The 24,369-nt window shown below is 62.7% G+C and carries 30 protein-coding genes; 11 read left to right on the forward strand and 19 right to left on the reverse strand.

What is annotated here, in order from left to right:
- Positions 1-4: 4 nt before the first annotated feature.
- Positions 5-397, forward strand: coding sequence for a diacylglycerol kinase (locus C5J26_RS08260; protein WP_105401295.1), 393 nt, complete (start codon positions 5-7; stop codon positions 395-397).
- A gap of 7 nt (positions 398-404) precedes the next feature.
- Here the strand turns inward: C5J26_RS08260 and C5J26_RS08265 are convergent, their stop codons facing one another.
- The 5 genes from C5J26_RS08265 to C5J26_RS08285 form a co-directional block, all read right to left on the reverse strand.
- Positions 405-698, reverse strand: coding sequence for a type II toxin-antitoxin system RelE/ParE family toxin (locus C5J26_RS08265; protein WP_172745785.1), 294 nt, complete (start codon positions 696-698; stop codon positions 405-407).
- Entirely contained in the window at positions 695-922 is a 228-nt protein-coding gene (locus C5J26_RS08270) for a hypothetical protein (RefSeq protein ID WP_105401452.1), read from the reverse strand. Before C5J26_RS08270 ends, C5J26_RS08265 begins: the two co-directional genes overlap by 4 nt.
- Positions 923-1,056: 134 nt before the next feature.
- Positions 1,057-1,329 (reverse strand): type II toxin-antitoxin system RelE/ParE family toxin, encoded by a 273-nt coding sequence (locus C5J26_RS08275; RefSeq protein ID WP_245441120.1) that lies wholly within the window; start codon positions 1,327-1,329, stop codon positions 1,057-1,059.
- Positions 1,326-1,556: a hypothetical protein gene (locus C5J26_RS08280; RefSeq protein WP_105401298.1), complete on the reverse strand. Its 231-nt coding sequence runs from the start codon at positions 1,554-1,556 to the stop codon at positions 1,326-1,328. The genes C5J26_RS08275 and C5J26_RS08280 overlap by 4 nt, the downstream gene beginning before the upstream one ends.
- Before the next feature lie 49 nt (positions 1,557-1,605).
- The gene (locus tag C5J26_RS08285; protein ID WP_105401299.1) at positions 1,606-3,141 is read right to left on the reverse strand and encodes a HAMP domain-containing sensor histidine kinase; all 1,536 of its coding nucleotides are present in this window, start codon (positions 3,139-3,141) and stop codon (positions 1,606-1,608) included.
- A 162-nt stretch (positions 3,142-3,303) separates the two neighbouring features.
- Here C5J26_RS08285 and C5J26_RS33190 point away from each other — a divergent pair, with 162 nt between their 5' ends.
- The 5 genes from C5J26_RS33190 to C5J26_RS08310 all read left to right on the forward strand — a co-directional run bounded on the left by C5J26_RS33190 (position 3,304) and on the right by C5J26_RS08310 (position 6,315).
- Positions 3,304-3,828: a thermonuclease family protein gene (locus tag C5J26_RS33190; protein ID WP_245441121.1), complete on the forward strand. Its 525-nt coding sequence runs from the start codon at positions 3,304-3,306 to the stop codon at positions 3,826-3,828.
- A complete protein-coding gene (locus C5J26_RS08295; protein WP_245441122.1) occupies positions 3,825-4,490 on the forward strand; it encodes a uracil-DNA glycosylase family protein in 666 nt (221 codons plus the stop codon). Before C5J26_RS33190 ends, C5J26_RS08295 begins: the two co-directional genes overlap by 4 nt.
- Before the next feature lie 48 nt (positions 4,491-4,538).
- Positions 4,539-5,027 (forward strand): Lrp/AsnC family transcriptional regulator, encoded by a 489-nt coding sequence (locus C5J26_RS08300; protein ID WP_046637655.1) that lies wholly within the window; start codon positions 4,539-4,541, stop codon positions 5,025-5,027.
- 102 nt (positions 5,028-5,129) lie between these two features.
- Positions 5,130-5,546 (forward strand): ester cyclase, encoded by a 417-nt coding sequence (locus tag C5J26_RS08305; protein WP_172745786.1) that lies wholly within the window; start codon positions 5,130-5,132, stop codon positions 5,544-5,546.
- A gap of 16 nt (positions 5,547-5,562) precedes the next feature.
- Complete coding sequence (locus tag C5J26_RS08310; RefSeq protein WP_105401303.1) at positions 5,563-6,315, forward strand: AraC family transcriptional regulator; 753 nt, start codon at positions 5,563-5,565, stop codon at positions 6,313-6,315.
- On the opposite strand, the gene C5J26_RS08315 is transcribed toward C5J26_RS08310, so the two are convergent.
- From C5J26_RS08315 to C5J26_RS08335, 5 genes are all read right to left on the reverse strand, one after another.
- Complete coding sequence (locus C5J26_RS08315) at positions 6,312-7,001, reverse strand: DNA alkylation repair protein (protein WP_105401304.1); 690 nt, start codon at positions 6,999-7,001, stop codon at positions 6,312-6,314. The two genes, C5J26_RS08310 and C5J26_RS08315, sit on opposite strands and share 4 nt — an antisense overlap.
- A 7-nt stretch (positions 7,002-7,008) precedes the next feature.
- A complete protein-coding gene (locus tag C5J26_RS08320; RefSeq protein WP_256386073.1) occupies positions 7,009-7,908 on the reverse strand; it encodes an NAD(P)-dependent oxidoreductase in 900 nt (299 codons plus the stop codon).
- 105 nt (positions 7,909-8,013) lie between these two features.
- Positions 8,014-8,424, reverse strand: coding sequence for a CopD family protein (locus tag C5J26_RS08325; protein WP_046630484.1), 411 nt, complete (start codon positions 8,422-8,424; stop codon positions 8,014-8,016).
- A gap of 2 nt (positions 8,425-8,426) precedes the next feature.
- Positions 8,427-8,981 (reverse strand): DinB family protein, encoded by a 555-nt coding sequence (locus C5J26_RS08330; RefSeq protein WP_105401306.1) that lies wholly within the window; start codon positions 8,979-8,981, stop codon positions 8,427-8,429.
- 152 nt (positions 8,982-9,133) lie between these two features.
- A complete protein-coding gene (locus C5J26_RS08335; RefSeq protein ID WP_037082404.1) occupies positions 9,134-9,955 on the reverse strand; it encodes a class I SAM-dependent methyltransferase in 822 nt (273 codons plus the stop codon).
- Between the two features lie 136 nt (positions 9,956-10,091).
- On the opposite strand from C5J26_RS08335, the gene C5J26_RS08340 reads away from it, so the two are divergent.
- Positions 10,092-10,814, forward strand: coding sequence for a DUF2270 domain-containing protein (locus tag C5J26_RS08340; RefSeq protein WP_105401307.1), 723 nt, complete (start codon positions 10,092-10,094; stop codon positions 10,812-10,814).
- 19 nt (positions 10,815-10,833) lie between these two features.
- On the opposite strand, the gene C5J26_RS08345 is transcribed toward C5J26_RS08340, so the two are convergent.
- The 4 genes from C5J26_RS08345 to C5J26_RS08360 form a co-directional block, all read right to left on the reverse strand.
- The gene (locus C5J26_RS08345) at positions 10,834-11,097 is read right to left on the reverse strand and encodes an usg protein (protein ID WP_105401308.1); all 264 of its coding nucleotides are present in this window, start codon (positions 11,095-11,097) and stop codon (positions 10,834-10,836) included.
- A 151-nt stretch (positions 11,098-11,248) separates the two neighbouring features.
- Positions 11,249-12,079, reverse strand: coding sequence for an ABC transporter permease (locus tag C5J26_RS08350; RefSeq protein WP_105401309.1), 831 nt, complete (start codon positions 12,077-12,079; stop codon positions 11,249-11,251).
- On the reverse strand, positions 12,076-12,858 hold the full coding sequence (locus tag C5J26_RS08355) for an ABC transporter permease (protein ID WP_105401310.1): 783 nt from the start codon (positions 12,856-12,858) through the stop codon (positions 12,076-12,078). Before C5J26_RS08355 ends, C5J26_RS08350 begins: the two co-directional genes overlap by 4 nt.
- 119 nt (positions 12,859-12,977) lie before the next feature.
- Entirely contained in the window at positions 12,978-13,757 is a 780-nt protein-coding gene (locus C5J26_RS08360; protein ID WP_105401311.1) for an ABC transporter substrate-binding protein, read from the reverse strand.
- 308 nt (positions 13,758-14,065) lie between these two features.
- Between C5J26_RS08360 and C5J26_RS08365 the strand changes: the two genes are divergently transcribed.
- The 3 genes from C5J26_RS08365 to C5J26_RS08375 all read left to right on the forward strand — a co-directional run bounded on the left by C5J26_RS08365 (position 14,066) and on the right by C5J26_RS08375 (position 17,219).
- Entirely contained in the window at positions 14,066-16,435 is a 2,370-nt protein-coding gene (locus C5J26_RS08365) for an OmpA family protein (protein ID WP_105401312.1), read from the forward strand.
- Positions 16,436-16,540: 105 nt separating this feature from the next.
- The gene (locus C5J26_RS08370) at positions 16,541-16,771 is read left to right on the forward strand and encodes a DUF4160 domain-containing protein (RefSeq protein ID WP_245441123.1); all 231 of its coding nucleotides are present in this window, start codon (positions 16,541-16,543) and stop codon (positions 16,769-16,771) included.
- Complete coding sequence (locus C5J26_RS08375; RefSeq protein WP_172724308.1) at positions 16,761-17,219, forward strand: DUF2442 domain-containing protein; 459 nt, start codon at positions 16,761-16,763, stop codon at positions 17,217-17,219. Before C5J26_RS08370 ends, C5J26_RS08375 begins: the two co-directional genes overlap by 11 nt.
- On the opposite strand, the gene mobB is transcribed toward C5J26_RS08375, so the two are convergent.
- Genes mobB through C5J26_RS08395 form a run of 4 tightly spaced genes read right to left on the reverse strand, consistent with a single transcriptional unit; the run spans position 17,182 to position 20,543 of the window.
- Positions 17,182-17,727, reverse strand: coding sequence for a molybdopterin-guanine dinucleotide biosynthesis protein B (gene mobB, locus C5J26_RS08380; protein WP_105401314.1), 546 nt, complete (start codon positions 17,725-17,727; stop codon positions 17,182-17,184). The genes C5J26_RS08375 and mobB overlap by 38 nt on opposite strands.
- Complete coding sequence (gene mobA / locus C5J26_RS08385) at positions 17,724-18,362, reverse strand: molybdenum cofactor guanylyltransferase MobA (protein WP_105401315.1); 639 nt, start codon at positions 18,360-18,362, stop codon at positions 17,724-17,726. The genes mobB and mobA overlap by 4 nt, the downstream gene beginning before the upstream one ends.
- Positions 18,362-19,588, reverse strand: coding sequence for a multidrug effflux MFS transporter (locus C5J26_RS08390; RefSeq protein WP_105401316.1), 1,227 nt, complete (start codon positions 19,586-19,588; stop codon positions 18,362-18,364). The genes mobA and C5J26_RS08390 overlap by 1 nt, the downstream gene beginning before the upstream one ends.
- Before the next feature lie 49 nt (positions 19,589-19,637).
- Positions 19,638-20,543: a DMT family transporter gene (locus C5J26_RS08395; RefSeq protein WP_105401317.1), complete on the reverse strand. Its 906-nt coding sequence runs from the start codon at positions 20,541-20,543 to the stop codon at positions 19,638-19,640.
- 276 nt (positions 20,544-20,819) lie between these two features.
- Here C5J26_RS08395 and C5J26_RS08400 point away from each other — a divergent pair, with 276 nt between their 5' ends.
- Positions 20,820-23,381 carry a methyl-accepting chemotaxis protein gene (locus C5J26_RS08400; RefSeq protein ID WP_105401318.1) on the forward strand — a complete coding sequence of 854 codons (2,562 nt, stop codon included), beginning with the start codon at positions 20,820-20,822 and terminating at the stop codon, positions 23,379-23,381.
- A gap of 11 nt (positions 23,382-23,392) precedes the next feature.
- On the opposite strand, the gene C5J26_RS08405 is transcribed toward C5J26_RS08400, so the two are convergent.
- Positions 23,393-24,271 (reverse strand): LysR family transcriptional regulator, encoded by an 879-nt coding sequence (locus C5J26_RS08405; protein WP_105401454.1) that lies wholly within the window; start codon positions 24,269-24,271, stop codon positions 23,393-23,395.
- Positions 24,272-24,369: the final 98 nt, after the last annotated feature.

Below are 24,369 nucleotides of genomic sequence, written 5' to 3' on the forward strand. Positions count from 1 at the left end.
TCCGATGGAAAAGACGCCGCTCGACAGCAATATCGAAAGGGCGACCGGCATCCGCCGGGTGATCGCGGCATTCCGCTATTCCATGCAGGGGCTGGTGCGCCTGTGGCAGGAGGAAGCCTTTCGCCACGAGGTGATCGCCTGCGCGGCGGCCATCGTCCTGTTTGCGATCGTCGGCGCCGGCGCGCTCGACTATTTCGTTCTGGCCATCCTGATGCTGGTGCTGTTTGCGGTCGAATCGCTGAACACGGCGATCGAGGAACTGGTTGACCGCATCTCCCCGGAAATCTCCACCGTCGGCCGCCACGCCAAGGATCTCGGCTCGTTCGCCGTGTTCTGCCTGCTCTGCGCCAACGGGTTTTTCGTGGTTTATGTGGTGGTCGGGAGCTTGTGGGGATAACCACCCGTTACAGTTGGTCCGGCATCGATGATGGGTCACGTGCAGCGTGGCGTATGCCGACCACAATGATCTCATCATCGCCGGGCAGATAAAATATGAGATATGGGTAAGGCGTCACCGCCACCCGCCGCATCGGTTCAAGGCTGGTGCGCATACCGGTCAGCGGATACTCAGAGAGATTGCTCAAAACCTGCTGAATCCGCGCGCCCACATTGCGGGCGCCTTCCGGTGAATGAGCGGCTAGATAACTGAGGACATCCTCAAGTTCGATGGCGGCTTCAGGGGTGAAGCGGATCGTCACTGCGCGTATTTCGACCAGATGGCCTGAACCTGCTCGGTTGGCGCAAATTCACCCCGAGCGGCCTGGTCCAGCGATTTGGCGAAACTGGCTTCCTCTTCGGGAGTGAGCTGATGCACCGGCTCGTCTTTGCTCACGAGCCTAAGCATGACGCGGGCGATCTCATCCTGCATTTCGGCAGGGAGTTCCTTGGCTGCTTCGATGGCGCGGTCGAGAAGTTTGGTCATGGCCGCATTATGCACCGAAACCAGCCGGTGCAAAAGAGGCCGCTCGCCTCAGGCGAGGCTCTTGCGGCGGCGGGCGACGGTCGGCAACGGCGGGCCACGCTTTACGTGTTTAGCGCGGTGACGATTGGCCATTACTAACTTTTGCGAGATGTGTGGCGGAAGCGCTGAATGATGATTTCGTCAGCACCAACCCGGTAATAGACCGTGTAAGGATAGGGTTTGAGAAAAAAGCGGCGGGTGTTTTTTCGCGAGGTGACGCTGCCCGCGAATGGCTGCTCGCTCAAAAACGTCAATGCTTCGCGGATACGCGCCGCGACGTTGTCTGCACCTTGTGGAGAATGGTTGCCGATATAGGAGATCGCCTCGTCGATTTCGCGGAGAGCTCTGGTCGTATAACGAAGCTTCACAGGCGGTATTTGGCCCACATCGCGCGGACGTCCTCTTCCGTCGCGATCTCTCCGCGCTCAATTTCGCGATCGGCCTCTTCCAGGTCGGCCTCTTCCTCCGGCGTAAGCTGATAGACCTCCCCGCCATCCTCACCCATGAAGCTCAGAAGAATCGCGGCGATCTCATCCTGCATTTCGGCAGGGAGTTCCTTGGCTGCTTCGATGGCGCGGTCGAGAAGTTTGGTCATGCTTCGCATTATGCACCGAAACCAGCCGGTGCAAAAGAGGTCGATCGCCTCAGGCGAAGCTCTTGCGGCGGCGGGCGACGGTCTGTGCGTCGGCAACCGCCGGCACGCTCTGCAGGACGCGTGTCGCTGGCAGGATGGCGATCGCTTCGGTGCCTTCGCGCAGCTTGGAGCGCAGGATGAACTGGCCGTCGTGCTTGGCAAGGATCGCCTGGACGATCGGCAGGCCGAGGCCTGTGCCCTGTTCGGCGCTCTTGATGGCAATCGAGCCCTGGCCGAAGGCCGAGAGCACGACCGGGATTTCCTCTTCCGGAATGCCGGGTCCGTTGTCCTTGATCGCCACATACTGGCCGCCGCCGGCGGTCCAGCCGACCTTGACGGTAACCTCGCCGCCCTGGGGCGTGAATTTGACGGCGTTCGAAAGCAGGTTCAGGAGAACCTGGCGCATCGATTTTTCATCCACCCAGACCTGCGGCAGATGGGGCTCGAACTGCTGGCTGATCGAGATGTTCTTGGCACTGGCGCGCAGCTGCACCATGCCGATGCAATCCTCGGCGATCTCCAGCAGCGACAGCGATTCTTCGGCGAGATCGTAACGGCCGGCCTCGATGCGCGACAGGTCGAGGATCTCGTTGATCAGGTTGAGGAGATGCTGGCCGGAACGGTGGATGTCGCCGGCATATTCCTTGTAGGTCGGATTGGCGAGCGGCCCCAGGACCTCCGAGCTCATGACTTCGGAGAAGCCGAGGATGGCGTTGAGGGGCGTGCGCAATTCGTGCGACATGGAGGCGAGGAACCGGGACTTGGCAAGGTTTGCCTCCTCGGCGCGGCGGCGGGCCTCGTCCGACATGGATTTGGCCACTTCCAGCTCTGCGATCAGGTCGTCCTTTTCGGACTGATAGGACATCAGCGTCAGGTTGGAGCGATAGAGCCGGTCGGCGATATAATGGAAGAAGACGACCGCGGTGGCGCAGATCGCCGTCATGCCGATATCGAGCACATTGCGCGACAGGACGGCGGTGGCGAGCAGCGCCAGGATCATCGGCAGGAAACCGAACAGCACGCCGAGCCGCAGCATGAAACTGCTCATCGCGGTGATCGAGATCGCAAAGAGGAGGACGGCGCCCTTGTAGAAATAATAGCTGTCGCCGGAACAGGCATTGCAGTTCTGCAGCGCAAACAGTGCCCAGCCGGCACCGACGATCATCTGCGCGGCGAGCAGCCTGCGGCGCCATTTCTGGACCTCGGTCGAGGCGATGTCCGCGCGGCTCGCACGGCGGGCGAGCAGCACATTGATCGCATGGACGCTGAACATCAGCAGCGCCCAAGCAAAGAGATTGGCGTTCGGATTGAGGTAGATGCCGATCGCCGTCACCACGACGATGAAGATCGGCATGACCGATGCGCCCTGCAGCACGGCATTGACGTGCATGGCAATCATATCGCGGTCGAAGATCTGATTGCCCTGGGAGCTGGACTGCAGGCGTTCACGCGTGGCGCGCACGGCTTTAGAGACGGCCTTGTTGCGGTGGCCGCGCGAGCGATCAACGATGTTCTTGTCGGTCGATGTGCTGACGCCGCTACTCATGGCCACTGAACTGATACCCCGGGTGTTGAGAGAGTATGTCCAAATCCTTAAGAGAGTACTGCCGGGAAAGGTTTTGTTTGCCATTTTCCTGAAGCTTCCGTTTTCCAATAAGGCTGGATTGTGGCTCGAACGTTCAGGGTTTTTCGCGATGGCGCGTTTCTCGTGGCCTTCTTCATCCTTCTGGTGCTGATCGCCGCCAAGCTGGACGAGGCGGCCGATAGCGTCGTGCATGGCCCGTTCCATGTGATCGACGGCGATACGCTGGCGGTGGGTGGCGAGCGCCTGCGGCTGCAGGGCATGGATGCGCCGGAACTCGACCAGACCTGCGAAGACGGTCGCGGCAGGCCATGGGCCTGTGGGGAAGAGGCGAGACGGCTGCTGATGCGCCTCGTCGCAGGCGGTGAGACGGAATGCCTCGGTCGCGAGCGCGACAAATATCGCCGGCTCCTGGTGCGCTGCCGTTCAGGCGCGACGAGCGTCAACGGCACGCTGGTGCGGCAAGGCCTCGCGGTCGCCTCGGGGCGTTATGCACAGGAACAGGTGGCAGCGCGGCGCGAACGGCTGGGGCTGTGGGCCGGCCCGTTCGAAAGCCCGCGCGATTGGCGCACCAGCCGCGGCATGATGGACGATTCAAGCGTGGTGGAGGCATTTTGGGATTGGATGAAACGGGTGACAGGCTGGCAGTGAACAGGGATGATATCGCCGACGGCGAGGAGGATATCGGCGGCCTGGCCGGCGCAATCGCTGCCTGTCGCATCTGTCGCGACGCGCCCGCGAAAGGCGAGGGTGACCGGCTGCCGCATGAGCCGCGGCCGGTCGCCGTGCTGTCGAAGACCGCGAGGGTGCTGATCGCCGGCCAGGCGCCGGGGCTTCGGGTGCACGAGAGCGGGCTGCCGTTCAACGACGCTTCCGGCAACCGCTTGCGCGACTGGATGGCAGTGACCCGCGAAGAGTTCTACGATCCGCAGAAGTTTGCGATCGTGCCGATGGGCTTCTGTTTTCCTGGCTATGATGCCAAGGGCAGCGACCTGCCGCCGCGGCTCGAATGCGCGCCGTTCTGGCGCGCCAGGGTAATCGCCGCCATGCCGCAGATCGAACTGGTTCTGGCGGTCGGCAGCTACGCGCAGGCCTGGCATCTGGGGAGCCGGCGACGCAAGGGCATGACGGAAACGGTAGCGAACTGGCGAGACTATGTTTTCGCCAACCAGGGGCCGAGGATACTGCCGCTGCCGCATCCGAGCTGGCGCAATACCGGCTGGCTCAAAAAGAATCCGTGGTTCGAGGCGGATCTGCTGCCGGTGCTGCGACAGCATGTGGATAGCTTGATACGAGAAACAAATTTCGGTTAACTGCCGCGAATTCGGTGTATAACGAAAAATCATTTCGAAAGGACTCTGATGGACCGCCTCGACCGTAAGATACTGCGCATTCTGCAGGAAGATTCCACTCTCGCCGTCGCGGACCTCGCGAAGAAGGTCGGCCTGTCGACCACGCCTTGCTGGCGCCGCATCCAGAAGATGGAAGAGGATGGCGTCATCCGTCGCCGCGTGGCGCTGCTCGATCCGGTCAAGGTCAATACCAAGGTCACGGTGTTCGTCTCGATCCGCACTGCCAGCCACTCGATCGAATGGCTGAAGCGGTTCTCGGAAGTCGTCGTCGATTTCCCGGAAGTGGTCGAATTCTACCGCATGAGCGGCGACGTCGACTACCTGCTGCGCGTCGTCGTGCCGGACATCGGCGCCTATGATGCCTTCTACAAGCGCCTGATCGCCAAGATCGAAATCCGCGACGTTTCGTCGGTCTTTGCGATGGAGCAGATCAAGTACACGACCGAACTGCCGCTCGACTACATGACGCTGGACAACCAGAAGTCAGGCGAAGAATAGTTCGCCGTTTGGCGGATTGGGATCATTTTCTGGCAGGACGGGCTGAGTTGAAACGGCCCGTTTGGTTTTATCTGGGTTTCATCGAAACAGATGGAGCTCGACATGCAGGACCAGGCCAAGGCCAATAAAGCGATCATCCGCGGATATATCGAAGAGATCTGGAACCGCGGTCTGATCGAGCGCTTCGGGAATTTTTTCGCAGCCGACTATCAAGAGGCCGCCTATTCGCCGGCCAGCGCGGAAGGGCATTGCGCCATGGTGGCGGTGCAGAAGCGGATCATGCCGGATGCGGTCTGGGCGATCGAGCGGATGACTGCCGAGGACGATGGCGTCATGTGCGAGCTGACATTGCGCGGCACGCACCAGGCGGCTTTCAAGGGCGTCGAACCCTCCGGCAATCCCATCCGCGTGCGCGCCTACCGGACCTTCGTCCTGACGGACGGCAAGATCGTCCATCATTCCGCATTGCTCGACACCACCGAACTGCTAAAGCAGATGCGGGGACAGCAGGCGGCATAGGGCAAGTCCGGCGGCGATGGCGACGATTTCTCATGCCTATCATCGGGTGTTCGACGAGCCGTTCGAAATCGAACGGGCCTTCGATGCCGATTACCTGCTTTACGCCTCGACCGGCACCTTCGTTCTCGATATCGGCCACCGCCGCTGGATGCTGCCACCACAAAGGGCGGCGCTGATCGCAAGGGGAACGGTCATCGCGGTGCGCAGCAAGGGGCTGGCCACGGCGTCCTCTGTTCTGTTCGGCGATAGCGAATTCGATGCGCCGCTGCCGATCTGCCGGGTCTTCGGCCTTTCCGATCTGGCGCGGCAGATGATCCTGTATGTCATGCGTTGGGATTCCGGGCGCCCTTCATGCGATGAAACCGCGAATGCCTTCTTCAAGGCGCTTGCGTCCGTCGCGCGGGATCTGGCTGCGGAGGAGGACGAGACGTGGTTGCCGAAACCGCAGTCGCCCGGCATGGCGGTCTCCGTCGCGCGGATGCTGGAAGATCTCGACCAGGATCCTGATTTCGGCTCCCTTGCGGAGGCTGCCCGACTTTCGGAACGGACGCTGGCACGAAAATTCGATGCGGAGCTCGGCATGAGTTTTCGCGATTTCCGGCATCGGGCGCGGATGGTGAGGGCCAAGGAGATGCTGCTCGCCGGCCGGGAGTCGATCACCGAAATCGGCCTCGCTTGCGGGTTCGAAAGCACGAGTTCCTTCATCAAGGCGTTTCGGACCTTTGCGGGCGCGACGCCGCGGCAATACCGGATGGGTAAAGCCGGCTAGGCCCTCAGTCGCGCCAGAAGCTTCTCGCCCGACAATTCCTTCACCGCATCCTTGCCGATCCAGCGGGCGGTCTTGTCCGGCGAGGCGGCGAGCTTTTCGGCAAGTGCCAGGGCAGGGACGTGGCAGGTTCGGTTGCGCTTGCCGATATTGCGGAGCGCCCAGTTGACCGCCTTCCTGACGAAATTGCGCGGGTCGGCGGAATGCGCCTCGATCAGCGGCAGATAGCCGACGAAGGTGTCGTCCGGCTCCTGTTTGCGGTGCACGGCGGCGCCGGCGATCATTGCAAAGGCGGTGCGGCGGACGAATTCGCGGTCGTCCGCGGCGAAGTCGGCAACTAGGTTCTGCCAGAACGGTGTCTCGGTCAAAAGGTCGGCGGCGGTGTCGACGATTTCCCAAGAGGCAAATTCCTCCGCCCATCCGCGCGCCTCGGCCGGAGTCAGCGCTGCGGGATCGGCGGTATAGATCGCCAGCATGCGGGCTTCGCGGATGCCGGTGCGCCAGAGGTCCAGCGCCCGGCCGTGATCGCGTTTGACGGCCCGCGCGATCTTCTGCATCTCGGGATTGGAGATGCCGATCGCCCGGTCAGTGACGATGCCGAACCGGGCCATCCCTAAAATGTTCTCCTCCGAGCGCAGCGTTTCGAGATGCGTAATGATCCCGGCGACGTCGGAGGAGGGGCCGATCATGGGCGGCCTATTTCTTTTCGAGCCGGGCGAGCAGCGAGGATGTATCCCAGCGCTTGCCGCCCATCGCCTGGACGTCGCCGTAGAATTGGTCGACGAGGGCCGTGACCGGCAGCTTGGCGCCGTTGCGACGGGCTTCGGTCAGCACGATGTCGAGATCCTTGCGCATCCAGTCGACCGCAAAGCCGAAATCGTATTTGCCGGCATTCATCGTCTTGTAGCGGTTTTCCATCTGCCAGGAGCCGGCTGCACCCTTGGAGATCACCTCGATGACCTTCTCGATGTCGAGGCCGGCCTGCTTGCCGAAATGGATCGATTCAGCGAGCCCCTGGACGAGGCCGGCGATGCAGATCTGGTTCATCATCTTGGTGAGCTGGCCAGCGCCTGCCGGACCCATGAGGCCAACCATGCGGGCATAGGCGTCGATCACCGGCCTGGCCTTTTCGAACGTCGCCTCGTCGCCGCCGCACATGACGGTGAGGACGCCGTTTTCGGCGCCGGCCTGGCCGCCGGAAACCGGCGCGTCGATGAAGCCGACGCCCTTTTCCCGGGCCGCGGTATCGAGTTCGCGGGCGACTTCGGCGCTGGCTGTCGTATTGTCGATCAGGATCGCGCCCGCTTTCATGCCGGCGAGAACGCCTGTCTCGGTGATTGTCACCGAGCGGAGATCGTCGTCGTTGCCTACGCAGACGAATACGAAATCGGCATCCCTGGCCGCTTCCGCCGGCGTCGCTGCGGCCTTGCCGCCGAACTTCTTCGCCCAGTCCTCGGCCTTGGCAGCCGTGCGGTTATAGACGGTGACGTCATGGCCGCCCTTGACCTTGAGATGCCCGGCCATGGGATAACCCATCACCCCGAGACCGATGAACGCCACTTTCGCCATGCTGAACCTCCAGAATTTTGTTGCCAGAGGATTAGAGCAAAGCGGACCTCCGGAAAAGCGCAGTTCGGTGAAAAGCGCAGATTTCGATCGGCGGTTCCGTTGGCCGGACACTGAAAATTGCCAAGGATTGGCTCAGAACGGCTTGATGACCGCGAGCGCGACGATGACGACGACCGAGCCGAGGACGATCGGCAGGCCGGCGCGCACGAAGGCCGGCGGATCGAGATGTGGATCGGCTTCCATGCGGCGCATCCAGGCGCCCTGCATGCCGTGCAGCGCCGACAGCATGAGGACGATCAGGAACTTGAAGCCGAACCAGCCGGAAGTATAGAAACCGTAGCCGAAGGCGAGCCACAGGCCGAAAAGCCAGGCGCCGCCGAGTGCGGCCGTGGTGACGGTGCGGTCGTATTTCCTGAGCGCCGAGATGACGCCGGTGCGGATGGTCGGCGGCACCATGCCGATGACGAAGGCGTTGATCAGCATGCCGCCGATCAGCAGGAAGTCGGACAGAATGTGCAGGGCCTTGATGACGAAATACAGCATGGTCAACTCCAGATCATGGCTTCGGTGAAGCCCAGTTCGGCAAAATCTTGTTTTCTCAATTGGTCTTCGCCCATGCAGAAGAACTCGTCGAGCTGCGGCGGTTGAACGGTGGTTCCCGACAGCATGGCGTGAACCTGGCCGCGATGATGGATCTGGTGCTGGAAGAGATGCATCAGCAGCCGATCGGCAGGTTCGACCTGCACGAAGGTGCGCCGGGGAATACGGATGTCCTCGGCGATCGTTTTCTCATCCAAGCTTCGACAGTGGTCGATGAGGCGGCGATCGGCGGCACGCTGCTCGCGATCGAGATCGGCGAAGAGCGGGCAGGGAATCTCCGGCTCGAAGGCGGCGGGGCCGAGGCAATCGCCTTCGAGCGCGCTGATATAGAGCCAGTCGACGGTCAGGATATGGTTGAGCGTATGGATGATCGACGGGAAGAAGCTGACCCGCATCGCATCCAGCTCTTCGCGCGAAAGCTCTCCGCAGGCTTTCAGCAGCCGGTGGTTGGCCCATGCGTTGTTATAGGCCTGGGCAAGAAGATAGCGCTGCGGCGTCATCCGAATCCCTCCGTTGCGGAGGCAAACTATCGATGAAGAGGGACGATGAGAAGATGGCTCGCGAACACTAGGATGATTTCACTTGGTCGCTGTCGGCGCCTGTCACGACCTGTGACGGCGCCGAGAATTGCCATTGCGCTCTCAACCTGCGATCACGACTTTACAATCAGCCGCGCGATCACCAGATGGCCCGGCGTCGGATTGCCGTCCTGCATTCGGACGTTGATGTCGGAGATTTCGAGAAGCTCGAAGCCGGTGGCGGCGAGGCGTTCGCGGACATAGGTTTCCGAATGGGCGAAACGCTGGTGCGGACCGACGATGTAGGGCCGGCCGGCAAAGCTCTCGTCGGGCAGGGTCTCCGAGGAGAAGACGAACAGGCCGCCGGGAGCCATGTTTTCTGCCGCGCCGAAGAACAGCGGTTCCAGCGCGCCGAGATAGGGCAGCACGTCGGTGGCGGTTACCAGGTCAAAGGGCTCATCGTCATTGTCTTCGAGGAAATCCTCGACTTCGGCCACGTAAAGCGTCTCGTAGAGATCCTTTTCGTGGGCGATTTCAACCATGTTTTCGGAAATGTCGATGCCGGTGATGTCGTCGACCATGTCGCGCAGCGTGCCGCCGGTAAGCCCCGTGCCGCAGCCGAGATCGAGCATCCGCTTGAACGGCCCGAGCTTCAGCTCCTGCAGGCGCTGGCGCACGATTACCGGCACGGCATAGCCCAACTGCTCGACGAGAATGTCCTCGAAGCTTTCGGCGTGCTGGTCGAACAGGGTTTCCACATAGGCGTCCGGCGCCTTGGGGGGCGTCTCGCCGCGGCCCATGGCTGCGATGCGCACGGCGGCACCGCCGTGGTCCTCGGGATCGAGTTCGAGCACCTGCTCGTAGGCCTTGACGGCAGCATCGATATCGCCCGCCTTTTCCAGCGCCAGCGCGCGGTTATAGGCCTCTGCCAGGGCTTCCTCGTCGATCTTCTTCATGGCCAGCGTCCTTCTTTTTGCAAGCGGCTTTAAGCCGCTGGCCGGCATTTGTCCATCAGGGGGAACGCGGCGGGTGCTCATTCGTTGAAAAGTCAAAGTAGAACAGCTTTTTGAGAACCACCTCCGGGAGAAGGTCATGCCAGCCGATGAGGGCAAGAGCGTGCTGGAGCAAAACGTCGAGCGGCGCGCGCCGTCGCTGCCGATGACCTCCGCCGAAAAGGCCAATGTGATCATCCACTATTACCGCGGCGAACTCGGGCGGATGACCAGTTGGCGCGACCGCATCGACCGCACCTCGAACTGGTCGATCACGGTGGTGGCGGCGCTCCTGTCGGTCTCGCTGTCGACGCCGACATCGCATCACGGCGTGGTTCTGTTTGCGATGCTGCTGATCTCGTTGCTTCTCCTGATCGAAGCACGGCGCTACCGTTTCTTCGACGTCTACCGCGCAAGGGTTCGCAAGCTGGAACGCCATTATTTCGCGCAGGCGCTTTATCCGCAGGCGGACCTCAAGCCCGACTGGGCACAGGCGATCGCCACGAGCCTGCGCAATCCCTGTTTCCTGATCAGTTATCGCGAGGCGCTTTTTCGCCGGGTGAGGCGCAACTACGTCTGGATGTACGCCATCCTGCTGATGGCGTGGCTTCTGAAGATCTCGACGCCCAAACTCCTGCCCAACGATACTGAGGCGGATGTCGTCTTTTCATGGTCGGAGGCGGTCAACAACGCCGCGCTCGGTCCGCTGCCGGGATGGAGCGTGATTGCGCTCGTCGCGGTCCTTTATGCTGCCGTGATTTTCTCAGCCCTGCATCGCGAGCCGGACGACGGCGAATTCGCCCATGGCGAAGTCCACGTCTGAAACGCGAGGCCGCTGTTTCCTAGTGCAGGATGATCTCGCCCTTGACGGCCCGCCACTCGCTGGCCGAGATCAGCTTGCGATGGACATAGCGGACGGAATGCAGCGGCCCGTCGAGCTTCTCCTGCCAGAATTTGAGAAAACCGTTCATCTCCGGGAAGTCCGGGGCGAGGTCGTAGTTCTGCCAGACATAGCTTTGCAGCAGGGCCGGATGGTCCGGCAGGTGGTAGAAGATCTGGGCGGTCGTCAGCCCGTAGCCTTTCAGCATCATTTCCATTTCAGACATGCAAGCAGTTCCCGTTTGTTGTTTCGAACTGACGTCGTTGCGTCATTCGATAGGAGAACATGCCATGTTTAACCGAAGCTTTACAATTGCGCCTTAAGAGCACATTTGTGATAATTTTCAGTATGTTAGCAGCTATGAATTCCGAGTGCTGCTAACGCTTCAGATGGCGCGTCAGGCGCGCCTCGATAAAGGCCCAGAGGTGCCGCAGCGCTTCGACGATGGCGAGATAGAAGATCGCCGCCCATAGATAGCTCTGGTAGTCGAACGTGCGGGAGAAGGCATAACGCGTCTCGCCCATCAGGTCGTAGACGGTGACGATCGCGACGACGGCCGATCCCTTGATCAGAAGCACGATCTCGTTGCCGTAAGGGCGCAGTGCGACGATCAGCGCCTGGGGCAGGATGACCTTGCGGAAGGCGTTGCGTTTCGAAAGGCCGAGTGCGGCCGCGCCCTCGTGCTGGCCGCGCGGCACGCTTTCGATCGCGCCGCGCAGGATCTCCGCCTGATAGGCAGCGGTGTTGAGCGTCAGCGAAAAAAGGCCGCAATACCAAGCTTCGCGAAAGAACCACCAGAGGCCGACGGATTCGAGCTGCGGGCGGAAACTGCCGAGCCCGTAATAGATCAGGAAGAGCTGGGCGAGCAGCGGCGTGCTTCGAAACACGTAGACATAGGCGTAGGCGATGGCGTTCAGCGCCTTGTTACTCGACATCCGTGCAAAGGCGATCGGCGCCGACAGGACGGCACCGAGGACGACGGCGAGGCCGACCAGCGAGATGGTGGTCCAGAGGCCGTGGAGGTAACGCGGGCCGTAGCGCAGGAATTTGTCCTCGTTCCAGCCATTGATCATCATGAAGGCAAGCGCGATCGCAAGGGCCGCCCACACCACCAGCACGACGATGCCGGCAATGCGCGCCGGCGCCAGCGGTTTTTCGATCAGGGCCGGAGGCGCGCGGGGCGGGATCAGTTCCTTGACGTAACTCATCGATGCCCCTCCGAACGTTTCGCCCAGCGCTCGACGAAGCCGAGGCCGACGGACGAGATCATCGCGAGGATCAGATAGAGCAGGCAGGCGATGCCGTAGAAGAAGAAGGCTTCCTTGCTGACGCGCGCCGCAATGCCCGTCTGGCGCAGGATGTCGGCAAGCCCGATCACCGAGACATAGGACGTGTCCTTGAGCAGGATCAGCCAGAGATTGGTAAGGCCGGGCAGCGCGATGCGGATGAGCTGCGGCAGGATGACGAGAAGCATGGTGCGCGAACGGTGTAGACCGAGCGCATCGCCTGCCTCGTACTGGCCACGCGGGATCGCCCTGAACGCCGACAGCATGACCTCGGAGGAATAGGAGGAGAAGACGACGGCGAGCGCCGCCATGCCGGCGATGAAGGCGTTGATCTCGACGCGCCCGGCATAGCCGAAGGAAGCGAGCACAGCCTGGATGAGGATCTGCAGGCCGTAATAGACGATGAACAGGGTCAGCAGTTCCGGCAGGCCGCGGAAGATTGTCGTGTAGATGCCGGCGGCAAGCCTCAGCAGCTTGTCCTCGGACTGCGCCGCCAGCGCGATCAGGAAGCCGATGATCAGCCCGACGGGCAGGGTGGCGAGGGCGAGCGTGATCGTCACCTTGACGCCGAAGGCGATCTCGTCGCCCCACCCGGCCTCGCCGCAGGCAACGATGCTACCGGAACCGAAGAGTGAAAAAAGCCCGACAGGCCCGCAAAGCGGATCAAGCACCGAAAAGAGGGCGGAAAAGAATCCGCTCATAAGGTCGTTTTCCCCTGCGGCCTTTTTGTGTGCCGCTTTTGTCTTGTGTTACGCCATTAAAAAGAAAAACGGCGGAAGGGCAAGCCTCCCGCCGCGCGGTAACCGGGTTCTCCGGTCGATTACTTGCCGTAGGCGTCGAAATCGAAATACTTGTCGTTGACGGCCTTGTACTTGCCGTTGGCGCGGATCGCGACGATGGCGGCCGAGAACTTGTCGGCAAGCGCCGTTTCGCCCTTGCGGACCGCAATGCCCGCACCTTCGCCATTGATCTCGACGTCGATCGGCAGGGTACCGAGGATCTTGCAGCATTTGCCGGCATCCGACTTGACCCATTCCGACAGCACGACGACATCGTCGATGACGGCATCGATGCGGCCGTTGGTGATGTCGAGCTTGTATTCGTCAGCTGTGGGATACAGCTTCAGCTCCGAGTCGGGCATATGCTTTTCGGCATAGTTCGAATGGGTGGTGGAGCCCTGCGCGCCCATCGTCTTGCCCTTGAGGCCGGCGGCGGTCGCTTCCTTGATCGGCGAATCCTTCGGGACGGCGATGGCCGGCGGCGTGTTGTAGTATTTCTTCGAGAAGGTGACCTGCTCCTTCCGCTCGGGGGTGATCGACATTGAAGCGATGATCGCATCGAATTTCTTCGACTGCAGCGCCGGAATGATGCCGTCCCAGTCGTTGGTGACGAAGGTGCAGGTGACCTTCATCTCGTCGCAGAGCGCCTTGGCGATATCGACGTCGAAACCGGTGAGCTGACCGTTGGCTTCCAGGTTGTTGAAGGGCGGGTAGGCGCCTTCGGTGCCGATCACGAGTTTCTCCTGAGCCATCGCCGAACCGGCGAAAAGCGACAGGGCAGCGATCGAGGCGGCAGCAAGGAATCGGGTGGAGATGTTCATTTTGATCCTCTCTGTTGGCAACCTGCGGTGTTGGTCTTTTTCGGCCGCAGGGAGACGGGGCACGCATGCAGGCGGGCTCCGAGTGGATTTTTAGATACCTGCTCGGGAAAAATTGCAACGGCATTTTACGTGCACGTCTGGTTGCCACCAGCTGATGAACAACACATTCATGCGAGGTTCAGGCCATCCGCAACAGGCTGCAACGGAACCATTTTGGTGCAATACAGTTGAGCCGCCGCGTAAGTCCGCCGAAAAAGGCAATAAAGGACGCGCATGAAAGGGATGACACCCTAGAAGAGGAAATGTCCATGTCGAAAAAATTCAGACTGTTCGCCAGTGTCGCAGCACCTTTCGTGTCGCTGCCGCTGATGCTTCAGCCGGCCGGTGCTGTCCCCTTGAAACCCGCTATGGAGACGAGACCCGCCGTTGAGGCCGCCCAGATGCCGGGCATCGTCGAAGTCCAGCAGCAAATCATTGTCCCTCCGGAAGGGCAGGAAGGCGAGGGGCGTCCGCGCCGCAAGTTAAAGCCGGAGGAGCAGCAGGCCCCGGCCGAACGGCCGCAGGCCCCGCCTCAGGCTCAGCAGCAGGAACAGCCGCAGCGCCAGCGCAAGGCTGAGCCGGAAGCCGCCCCACGCGAAGCAGCACCTCGCCAGGCTCCGCAGGCCGAGCGTCCGGCAGCCGAGGCGCCCGCCCAGGAGCGTCCGCGCCGTCAGCAGCAGGAGACCGGCCAGGGTCAAGGCGGAAACGACGCCCAGCCGCGCCGCCAGCGCGAGCAGGCGACACCCCGCACCGAGCCGCCGGCCGCAAGGGAAGCCCAGCAGCCGAAGGCAGCTCCTGCAGAAAAGCAGGCCGAAACGCCGAAGCCGGAACGGCCGGCAACCAATCGCGCCGCAACCCCGGAAGCAGCACCTGAGGCGCCCGTGCGCCGCGACGCCCAGCAGCCGAAGGCAGCCCCGACCGAGAAGCAGGCCGAAACCCCCAAGCCGCAGCCGCCTGCGACCAATCGTGCCGCGACGCCGGAAGCGACACCTGAAAAGCCGGCCATCGGCAATGCCCAGCAGCCCAAGGCAGCTCCCGCTGAAAAGCAGGCCGAAACACCAAAGCCGACACAGCCACCGGCTACCGATCGCGCTGCGACGCCGGGAGCAGCGCCTGAAAAGCCGGCCAGCGGCAACGCCACCGGCCAGGCGCCGGCTCAGGTCCCTGGACAGGCTCCGGGCACCGGAACCGCGCAGGACAGGCGCAACCAGCAGCCGCCGGCAAATGGCCAGGCCGCTCCCGGCCAGCCGCCTGCCGGCGAGATGCCGCGCCGTCAAACCACCGAAGGACAGCCAGTGGTGCCTCAGGGCCAGCCGGTGCCGGGCCAACCGCAGGGCCAGCAGGCGACCGGAGCCCAGCCGGGCACCCAACCGACCGCGCCCCAGACGGCGACCACGCCTCAGCAGGTCGAACGCGCCAAGGAACTTGCAAAGGATCCGGCTGCGGCCAAGAGCGGCGAGCAGGTCGTACTGCCCGTTCAGAACGGGGCAGCCGTGCTCGACAGCGCCAAGGAGGCACCCTCTGCACGTCCGCCGCGGGATGGAGAGCGTCCGCGCCGCCAAGCTCCGCAGCAGGCCGACCAGCAGCAGCTTGCACCGCCGAAAACCGACGCAGAGGCTCAGGGCAGCACGCGTGCCACCCGCGAGCAGCTGCAGGAATTTCGTCAGCTGTCGGAAGAGCGCGGCCAGCGCCTTGACCAGCGTCCGCAGTTCGAACGGCCCCGCGGTTGGGATTTCCGCGACGCAGCGGGCCTCGGCGGCAGCCGTGACCGTAACGGCGGTCGCGACCGGGATGGCGGCCGGGTGATCATCTCGATCGACAACCAGACCGTGGTTCGCCATGACGACAGCCGTCGTTTCTACAACGATCGCGATCGGGCGCCGCAATACGAGCAGCTCCGCGACGGCCGGGTGCGCGAAGTCATCGTGCGCGACGACGGTACGCGGATCGTCACCGTCCGTAACAGCTATGGCGAGATCGTCCAGCGCTCGCGTATCGTCAGGGGCGGCGAGGAATACGTCCTCTATTACTCACCGGAGCTGATGGATAACCGCCGTGGTCGCGACTACGTCTGGCGCGATCCGGGTGACGACCTGCCGCCGATGCGGCTGAGCGTGCCGCTGGACAACTACATCATCGACACCTCGACCGAGCCGGACCGGGATTATTACGAGTTCCTGGAACAGCCGCCGGTCGAGCGGGTCGAGCGGGTCTATTCGATGGACGAAGTGCGCTACTCCGCCCGCATCCGGGACAAGGTGCCGCGTATCGACCTGGATACGGTCACCTTTGCCACCGGCAGTGCCGAAATCCCGATGAACCAGGCGAGTTCGCTGCGCAAGGTCGCAGACGCGATCAGCAAGGTCCTGAAGCGGGATCCTTCCGAAACCTTCCTGATCGAAGGTCATACGGATGCCGTCGGTGCCGACGACAGCAATCTCGTCCTCTCCGACGAACGCGCTGAAAGCGTTGCCCGGGTGCTGACCGACGCATTCGGCATCCCGCCGGAAAACCTGGCGACGCAGGGCTACGGCGAACGTTACCTCAAGGTCCGCACCGACGGACCCGAACAGGAAAACCGCCGCGTGACCGTGCGCCGCATCACACCGCTGGTCAAACCGGTCGCTTCGAACCAGTAAGGTTCAGGCACCTCGAACCAAAGCCGCCGGAGCGATCCGGCGGCTTTTTGCATCTTGAAATAGTGCGCTGAATGCACTATTTTTATGGCGTCGCGGGGATAGGTGATGCCGACAATCATAAAACTCGGAAATCTGAAGATTCAGATTTTTGCCGGCGATCATCATCCGCCACATTTTCATATCGTTACGCCGGATCACGAAGTCCTGGTCCGCCTATCGGACCTGGAAATTCTTGCAGGCTCCATCGACCGGCGAAGCCTGGATCGCGCGTTGGTTTGGGTACGGGAAAACAGGAAGGTGTTGAATGAAGCCTGGGAGCGCCTCAATGAAAGGTGAGGAGATTGTCACCGTTGGTGGGCCTTTGCCGAGGATAGCGGACGCTGATGCGCTGGAAGGGCGTAAGGTGAGGATAGTCTGGGAAGATGGAGAGACGAAGGTCGTCGATCTGGCGCCCGCACTGGAAAGCCGCCGCATCTACATTCCGCTTCGACAGGACGATGATCTCTTCCGGAAAATGCGGGTTAGCGAATATCGCAACGCATTGGAATGGCCGGGGGAGGACCTTGAATTCTCAGCCGTATGGCTCGCCGCGCTACCGCCAGTCACATTCGACAACGGTGATTTTCGCAACGCTATGGATGAGCTCGGCATGACATTGGACGGGATGGCGTCGGCCCTGGAGATCTCGCGCCGGCTCGTCGCCGACTACCGTAAGAACAAGCCTATTCCTCGCCACGTCGCACTTGCTACGCGCTATCTTGTAGAGCATCAGGGCAAGGCCTAGGGGGAAGCCCCGTCACCTGTGCGATGAAATCGGCGATCGCGTTCGTATCGTCGAGGTCGAAGACGGGGATGGTGGCATCCGGGACCGGGTGGTCGGCGGCAATCGCGACGATGTGGGGATCGCTCGGCGCCAGCGGTTCGCGGTTGTTCGCCTCCAGGCGGCGGGCTTCGATCTTCGGGACGGGCTCGCGTTTGTAGCCCTCGATCAGCACCAGATCGCAGGGGGCGAGGCGGGAGAGGATTTCCTCGAAGCTCGGCTCCGGCGCACCGCGCAACTCGTGCATGATCGCAAAGCGGGTACCGGAAACGATCGCCACTTCGTGGGCACCGGCCTGCCGGTGGCGGAAGGAATCAGCCCCCACCTTGTCGATGTCGAAATCGTGGTGCGCGTGCTTGATCGTCGAGATCGCGTAGCCGCGGCGGGTGAATTCCGCCACCAGCCGCACTGCCAGGCCCGTCTTACCGGAATTTTTCCAGCCGGAAATGCCGAAGACGCGGGGAGGGGTCATGAAAGCTCCTCGGCGAAACGACGCGCCTCTTGAAGATCCTCGGGCGTGTTGATGTTGAAGAAGGGATCGAGCAGCCCTTGCGTCGTCTCGACCATCGGGAATTCGGCGGTCACCACGCGGTGACGCTCGAGGAACGCCTTGATCCGCCGGTTGTCGGGGTCGGAAAGCCAGGTTTCCAGATCACTGGTGATGGAAACCGGCCAGAGCCCGAAGACCGGATGATCGCGGCCGTCGGAGGCGGCGATGACGATCGCGTTTGGATCGCCCGCCTCAGCTCCGAGCCGACGCGCGAGATCGGCGGGTACGAAGGGGCTGTCGGAGGGGACGGTGAGGAGATGGGTTGCTCTGACGCCGCGGGCCTGGATGTCTTGGAGGCCGGCGAGCACGCCGGCAAGCGGGCCGACCTGGCCGGGAACAAAGTCCGGCAGCAGGCGCAAGCCGAGCGGATTGGGGAAACCGATCGGCGCGTTGAGGGTGATTTCCGAGACCTGGGGCAGGAGCCGCCGCACCACATGACCGAGGATCGTGTCGCCGCCGATGGTGAGAAAAGCCTTGTCGGTGCCCATGCGGCTCGATTTGCCGCCGGCAAGGACGAGGCCCGGAGGCCGGATGGGGGGAGCCGCGGGCGTGGTCATCAGTCCTCATCCTTCGTCGGGATCGCGCCTTCGCGGCGGTCGATCTGCCGGACATAGGCGGTGGCGACGAGCGCAAGGATGGTCGTGACGCCCATGACGACGAGAAGCGGCATCGCGCCGCTCTCTTCCTTGAGTAACGCCGCGGCAAGGGTCGACAGCGCGGCGCCGCCGCCGACGGTGATCGCACCGCCGAGGCCGGAAGCGGAGCCGGCGAGGTGCGGCCGCACGCTGACGATGCCGGCATTGGAACTCGGCAGGGTGAGGCCGTTGCCGACGCCGGTCAGTGCCAGAGGCGCGAAGAAGGCAAGCGGCCAGGGCGCTTCCGCAACGAGGAACCCGGCGGTGATGAGAACGCCGACAAGGCTGACCAGGCTGCCGGAGATCATCATGGTCATCGTGCCGAACTGGCGGGTATAGCGGCCCGAAATGAAGTTGCCGATCATGTAGCCGGCCGCAATCAGAAAGAACTGCACACCGAGCATGGTCGGCGACAGATGATAGATCGCCGTGCCGACGAAGGGCGCTCCGCCGAGGAACGAGAAGAACACGCCGGAGGAGAAGGTGGAGGTAAACGTATAGCCCCAGAAGCGCCGCGAGCGGAAAAGGTCCGGCCAGCTGCGGAATTGGGCGGTGAAGCTGGCGGCCGGCGTGTGGTTCGTCTCGCCCAGGTCGGTAAAGACGAGCGTCAGGGTCAACAGGCCGAGGCCGAGCATCAAGGCGAAATTCGCCTCCCAGCCGAACATGTCGTTGAGCGCGCCGCCGATCGTCGGGCTGATCATTGGCACCAGCGACATGCCCATGGTCACATAGGCGATCATCGAGGCGGCGTTCTCCATCGGCACCGTATCGCGGATGATCGCGCGCGGCAGGACGAAACCGGCGACCACCGCGGTCTGCAGCAGCCTTCCGATCATGAAGACGGTGACGTTTGCGGCCATCAGGCAGATCACCGTGCCGACCAGCATGATCAGGATGCTGCCGATCATCACGCGGCGGCGGCCAAAAAGGTCGGAAAGCGGACCGAGCACCAGCTGCAGCAAGGCGGTACCGGCGATATAACCGGAGACGGCGAGCTGCATGACGGCATAGTCGGTGCCGAAATGGATGGCCATGGCGGAAAGCGACGGCAGGAAGACATTCAGCGAGAGGGCGCCAAGTCCGGCGCAGACGACGAGCGTCAGGATATGAGGCGGGGTTCGTCTATCCAGAAATCGGCTTTGCTGCACGTCTTGTCCTTTCACGCCTGCCTTTCGGCCCTTTCAATCCGGCCCTTCCTCAGGCCGGCGGGGCGGCGGCTGCCTTGCCGGTGGCAATGCCCTGCCGCTTGCGCTCGCGATAGAAAGTATAAAGGCCGGAACCGATAACGACTGCCGCGCCCACCAGCATATAGGCGTCCGGACGTTCGCCGAAGGCGAAAATGCCAATGACCAGAGCCCAGAGCAGGCCGGTATAGCGGAAGGGCGCGATGAAGGAGATCTCGCCTGTCCGCATCGACTGGATGACCGCCTGGTAGCCTGCGAAGACCAGCACGGAAGCAATTGCCAGATGTCCCAGCGCATAGGTGCTGACCGGCTGCCATCCGCCCATCGGCACGATCAGGATTGCCCCGAGAACCGTGTTGGCGAGGGACGTGAAGAGTGTCACCGTCAACGAAGGGATGTCCGCCTGGATGCGCTTGGTGGTGAGATCGCGGCATGCCGTAAAACAGCAGGCGACGACGGCGAGCAGGGCTGCCGGCGTGAAGCCTTCCGGACCCGGGCGGATGATGATGAGCACGCCGAGGAAGCCGATGCCGATCGCCGTCCAGCGCCGCCAGCCGACGGGCTCGCTCAGGAAAAGGGCCGCCCCCAACGTCACGGCAAGCGGCAAGGCCTGCATGATCGACGAAATGGCGGCAAATTCGATATGGGCAAGTGCGGAGAGGAAGGTCAGGGTGGCGCCGAGCTCGAAGAAAGTGCGCAGCAGCACCAGCGGATGCATGACCGCCTTGGCCGACAGGGTCACGCCCATGTAGCGGGCGACACAGTAGATCAGCAGTGTCGCCATGACGCCGCGCACTGCCATGATCTGGGGGATGCTGAGCTCCGGGGTGACCGACTTGACCAGCGCGTCGTTGCAGGTGAAAGCCGCCATGGCGAGCGACATGAACAGTGCGCCCCGCGAATTTTCAGACCATGCCATCTGCGAGATTCCTCCGGTACCGGTCTCTTAAAGCAACGGCTTACGCGTCGCCAGCCCGATTGCCTCCCGGGCGGTACTCTTTTGGGTAGCGGCGGGAAATTCCGATATCCGATACAGTGTAATAAAACGAAATGTAAGGGTCCCGAATTAACCGTTGTTCAACCGAATTTGACCATTGTGAACCCATTCATTCCCGCATGAGGCTGGGATCGTGCCGTTGCCGTTTCGCGATGCCGCAGACGCGAAAGTCGCATCTGGTTTGCAGTTGGGGGAAAAATGTCTTTCATCGATCGTCTTCTTCAGAGCCGCAGGATCGTCACCAAGGTCCTTCTTTTCGTCATCCCGCTGGTGCTCTTGATCGCCGGCGTCGGTCTTGCCGGTTATTATACGGCCAGCATGCTGAACGGCCATATGACGGTGACGCGTGCGACGATCGAAAACATCGGCGACTTTGAAAATCTCCAGGCGGTCCTTCAGGAATTCAACAGCAAGCCCGACAATGCATCGCTTGCGGCCTTGAAGGCTGCGATCGACAAGCAGGAGAGCGGCGTCCGCGTGCTCGGCGGGCTGCTCGTGACGGCCGGGGACCGCGAGCGCATCGCCGTGGTGACCGGGCTTGCGCCCAAGATGCGCGCCGATACGGACGTGCTCTGGAAGATAAAGCAGAGGCGAGACGAAAACGCCGCAGCGCTCGACGACAGCATCGATAATGTCCGCACCGTCGCGACAGGGGTCTCGGATCAGGTCGCCAACGTCCGCAAGCAGTTCGAAGGCAAGGAAAAGTTCGCCAAGGGCATGGTGCTGGAAGCCTACGCCTACAAGGCGATCGCCGAACAGATCGGCGAGCTTCGCAATTCCGTCAAGGAGACCGGTACCGACGACGGCGCGATCAGCACTGCCGACATGTATCTCGGCATTCTGGACAAGGCGTTCCAGGAGGTGCAGGCCTTCCTCACCCCGAACGGCATCAAGCAGCTGAAGCCGATCAACGACGCGATCAGCGCACTTGCCGCCACCATCAAGGGCAATCAGGAGGTTCCGGAAAAGGCGAAGGCGGTGCGTGACACCGTTGCCGGCATGGAGAAATTGCAGGCGAAAATGGAGGCGGAAGTCACCAGCAAGGCCGGCAACGCGGCCAGCCGTTTCGCCAGCATCGAGGGCGAGGTCGCGAGCCTGCGCACGCTTCTCGACCGCAGCGCCGAATCGCTGCGCCTGATCGACGCCATGCAGCTCTACGTCGAGCGGCTGCGCGCCAACCAGACGGAGGATGCGCGCAAGGTCGTCCTCGACGTCATGGCAAAGCTGAAGGCCGCCAGCGGGGAAGTGTCCGAACTCGCCAGAAATCCGGCCATGCGCGAGTTCTCGACGACGCTTCAGCCCCGCCTGAAATCGATCGAGGAGGATACTGCCAAGCTTCTGTCCATCGCCGCCGACTGGAAAAAGGCGCGCGCCGCCGCCGGCGAAACTCTGACGGGCGGCATGGCCGGCCTCAAGAATTTCGTCGCCCAGGCCCAGGAGGTCGGCAAGGAAGACAGCGAACGGTCCGCCCAGCTGTCGCTGATCGCCATGGTGGTCGGCACGCTGCTTGCCATTGCCGGTGGCCTGATGCTGGTGGAAACGCTGCGCGGCCCGCTGCGCCGCGTCACCGAAGTGATGAAGCGGCTCGCTGACGGCGACCTCGAGGTCAAGATCGAAGGCCGCGAACGTGGCGACGAAATCGGCGACATGGTTCGCTCGGTCACCGTCTTCCGCGATGCCGCGGTCGAAAATGTCCGTCTCGAGCAGGATGCCGCCGCAGCCCGCGAGCTCTCGACCGCCGAGTCGGAGCGCCGCGCCTCTGAGCGTGCCCGCATTGCCGGCGAGCAGCGCCAGGCGCTGACCGCACTCAACGACATGCTCGGCAAGCTTGCCGAGGGCGACCTCGAGCGCAGCATGGACGAAAACCTGCCGGAAGACTTCATCGAGATGGCGCGCACCTACAACCAGGCTGTCGAGGCGCTCCGTGCCACACTCGCCGACGTGCGCTCGACCGCGGAAGAGATCGACGGCGGCACCGGCAATCTCGCCGCTTCGGCGGACGATCTTGCCCGCCGCACGGAACAGCAGGCGGCAGCGCTCGAACAGAGCTCGCGCGCACTGCGCCATCTGAGCGAAATCGTCCGCTCGACGGCCGAAAGCGCCAAGCAGACATCCGTCTCGGTCAACGAGACGGAAGATTTCGCGGTCCGCTCCGGCGAGGTCGTATCCCGCGCCGTCGACGCCATGGGTGAGATCAGCCGTTCTTCCGAAAAGATCGCGACCATCATCGGGGTTATCGACGAGATCGCCTTCCAGACCAACCTGCTGGCGCTGAATGCCGGCGTCGAGGCGGCGCGGGCCGGCGAGGCAGGCCGCGGCTTTGCGGTCGTCGCCCAGGAAGTCCGCGAACTGGCGCAGCGTTGCGCGGGTGCTGCCCGCGAAATCAAGGGCCTCATTTCGGCAAGCTCGACTCAGGTCAGCAACGGCGTGCATCTCGTCGAGGAGACGGGTACGGCGCTCACCGAGATCATCACGCACATCACCGATGTCCGCAAACTGGTGTCCCAGATTTCGGCGGCCACCGGCGAGCAGTCGACCGGCATCAACGAAGTCACCAAGGCCGTGCAGGAGGTCGAGCTGATCACCCAGCGCAACGCGGCGATGGTCGAGGAAAACAACGCCGAGATCCACGGCCTGCGCCAACGTGTGGAGACGCTGTCCGAGAAGATCGAGCGCTTCAAGACGCGCGATCCGAACATCAGCTTCCATGCCGGCGCCAACGAACGCCGGGGAGGCTTCCGTCGCAGCGACGCTGCCTGAGGCCTGGACAGTCAGGCAAGCGCCGAGACCGTTTCGAGGAAGCGCTGCCCGATCGCAGAAAGTCGCGGTTTCAACCAGGACGCCGCCATCGGCAACGATGGCGGCGTCGGCGTGACTGGCCGGAAAACGACGCCGGGACGCGGCAGGCGGGACAGGCCGCCCGTGACGAACCCCATTCCGACCCCCGCCGCCACCAGGCCTGCAAGTGTGGTCATGGGCGTAACCTCCTGCACGATGCGCGGGCTGATGCCCTGGTCCCGGAAGAGAGCGATCACCCTGTCGTAGATGCTCGGTCCGATGGAGCGGGGTGCGAGGAGGAAGGGTTCGTCGGCGAGGTCGGAGAGCCGGATCTCGGTTCGGATCGCAAGCGGGTGGCTTTCCGGCAATGCCAGGACCAGAGGCTCGGCCGGCAGTTCATGGATCGCGAGTTCCGGATTGGCGAGCGGCGGATGCAGGACCGCAAGATCGATCGTTCCCGTCATCAGTGCGGATTCGAGCGACGGGGAATTGAGCTCGACAAGCTCTATCTCGACCTGCGGATAGCGCTTCCGGAATGCCTGCACCGCTTCCGGCAGGATGCCGTAGAAGGCGATGACCGTGAAACCCAGCCGCAGCCGACCGACTTCGCCGCGAAAGGCTCGTAAAGCCTGCTGCCGGGCGACTTCGGCATTTTCGATCGCCCGCCGGGCGGGTTCGAGGAACGCCTGGCCGGCCGGCGTCAGCGCGACGCTGCGGCGATCGCGCGCAAAGAGGTCCGTGCCGATCTCCAGCTCGAGGGCGCGAATGCGCTGGCTGAGCGAGGGCTGGGTGAGGTGCATCCTCTCGGCCGCCCGACGGAAATGCAATTCTTCGGCGACCGCCACGAAGCAGGCCATGGAGCGTATATCCATCGACATTCCTGATGTGTTTTGCCTATCACAGATGATGGAATTCCGATTGGAACTCTATCAGAGTGGACCCTATCCTCCCTTCAGGCAATAGGCGGCAG

It is taken from the genome of Neorhizobium sp. T7_12 (assembly GCF_002968535.1).
Classification (GTDB): domain Bacteria; phylum Pseudomonadota; class Alphaproteobacteria; order Rhizobiales; family Rhizobiaceae; genus Neorhizobium; species Neorhizobium tomejilense.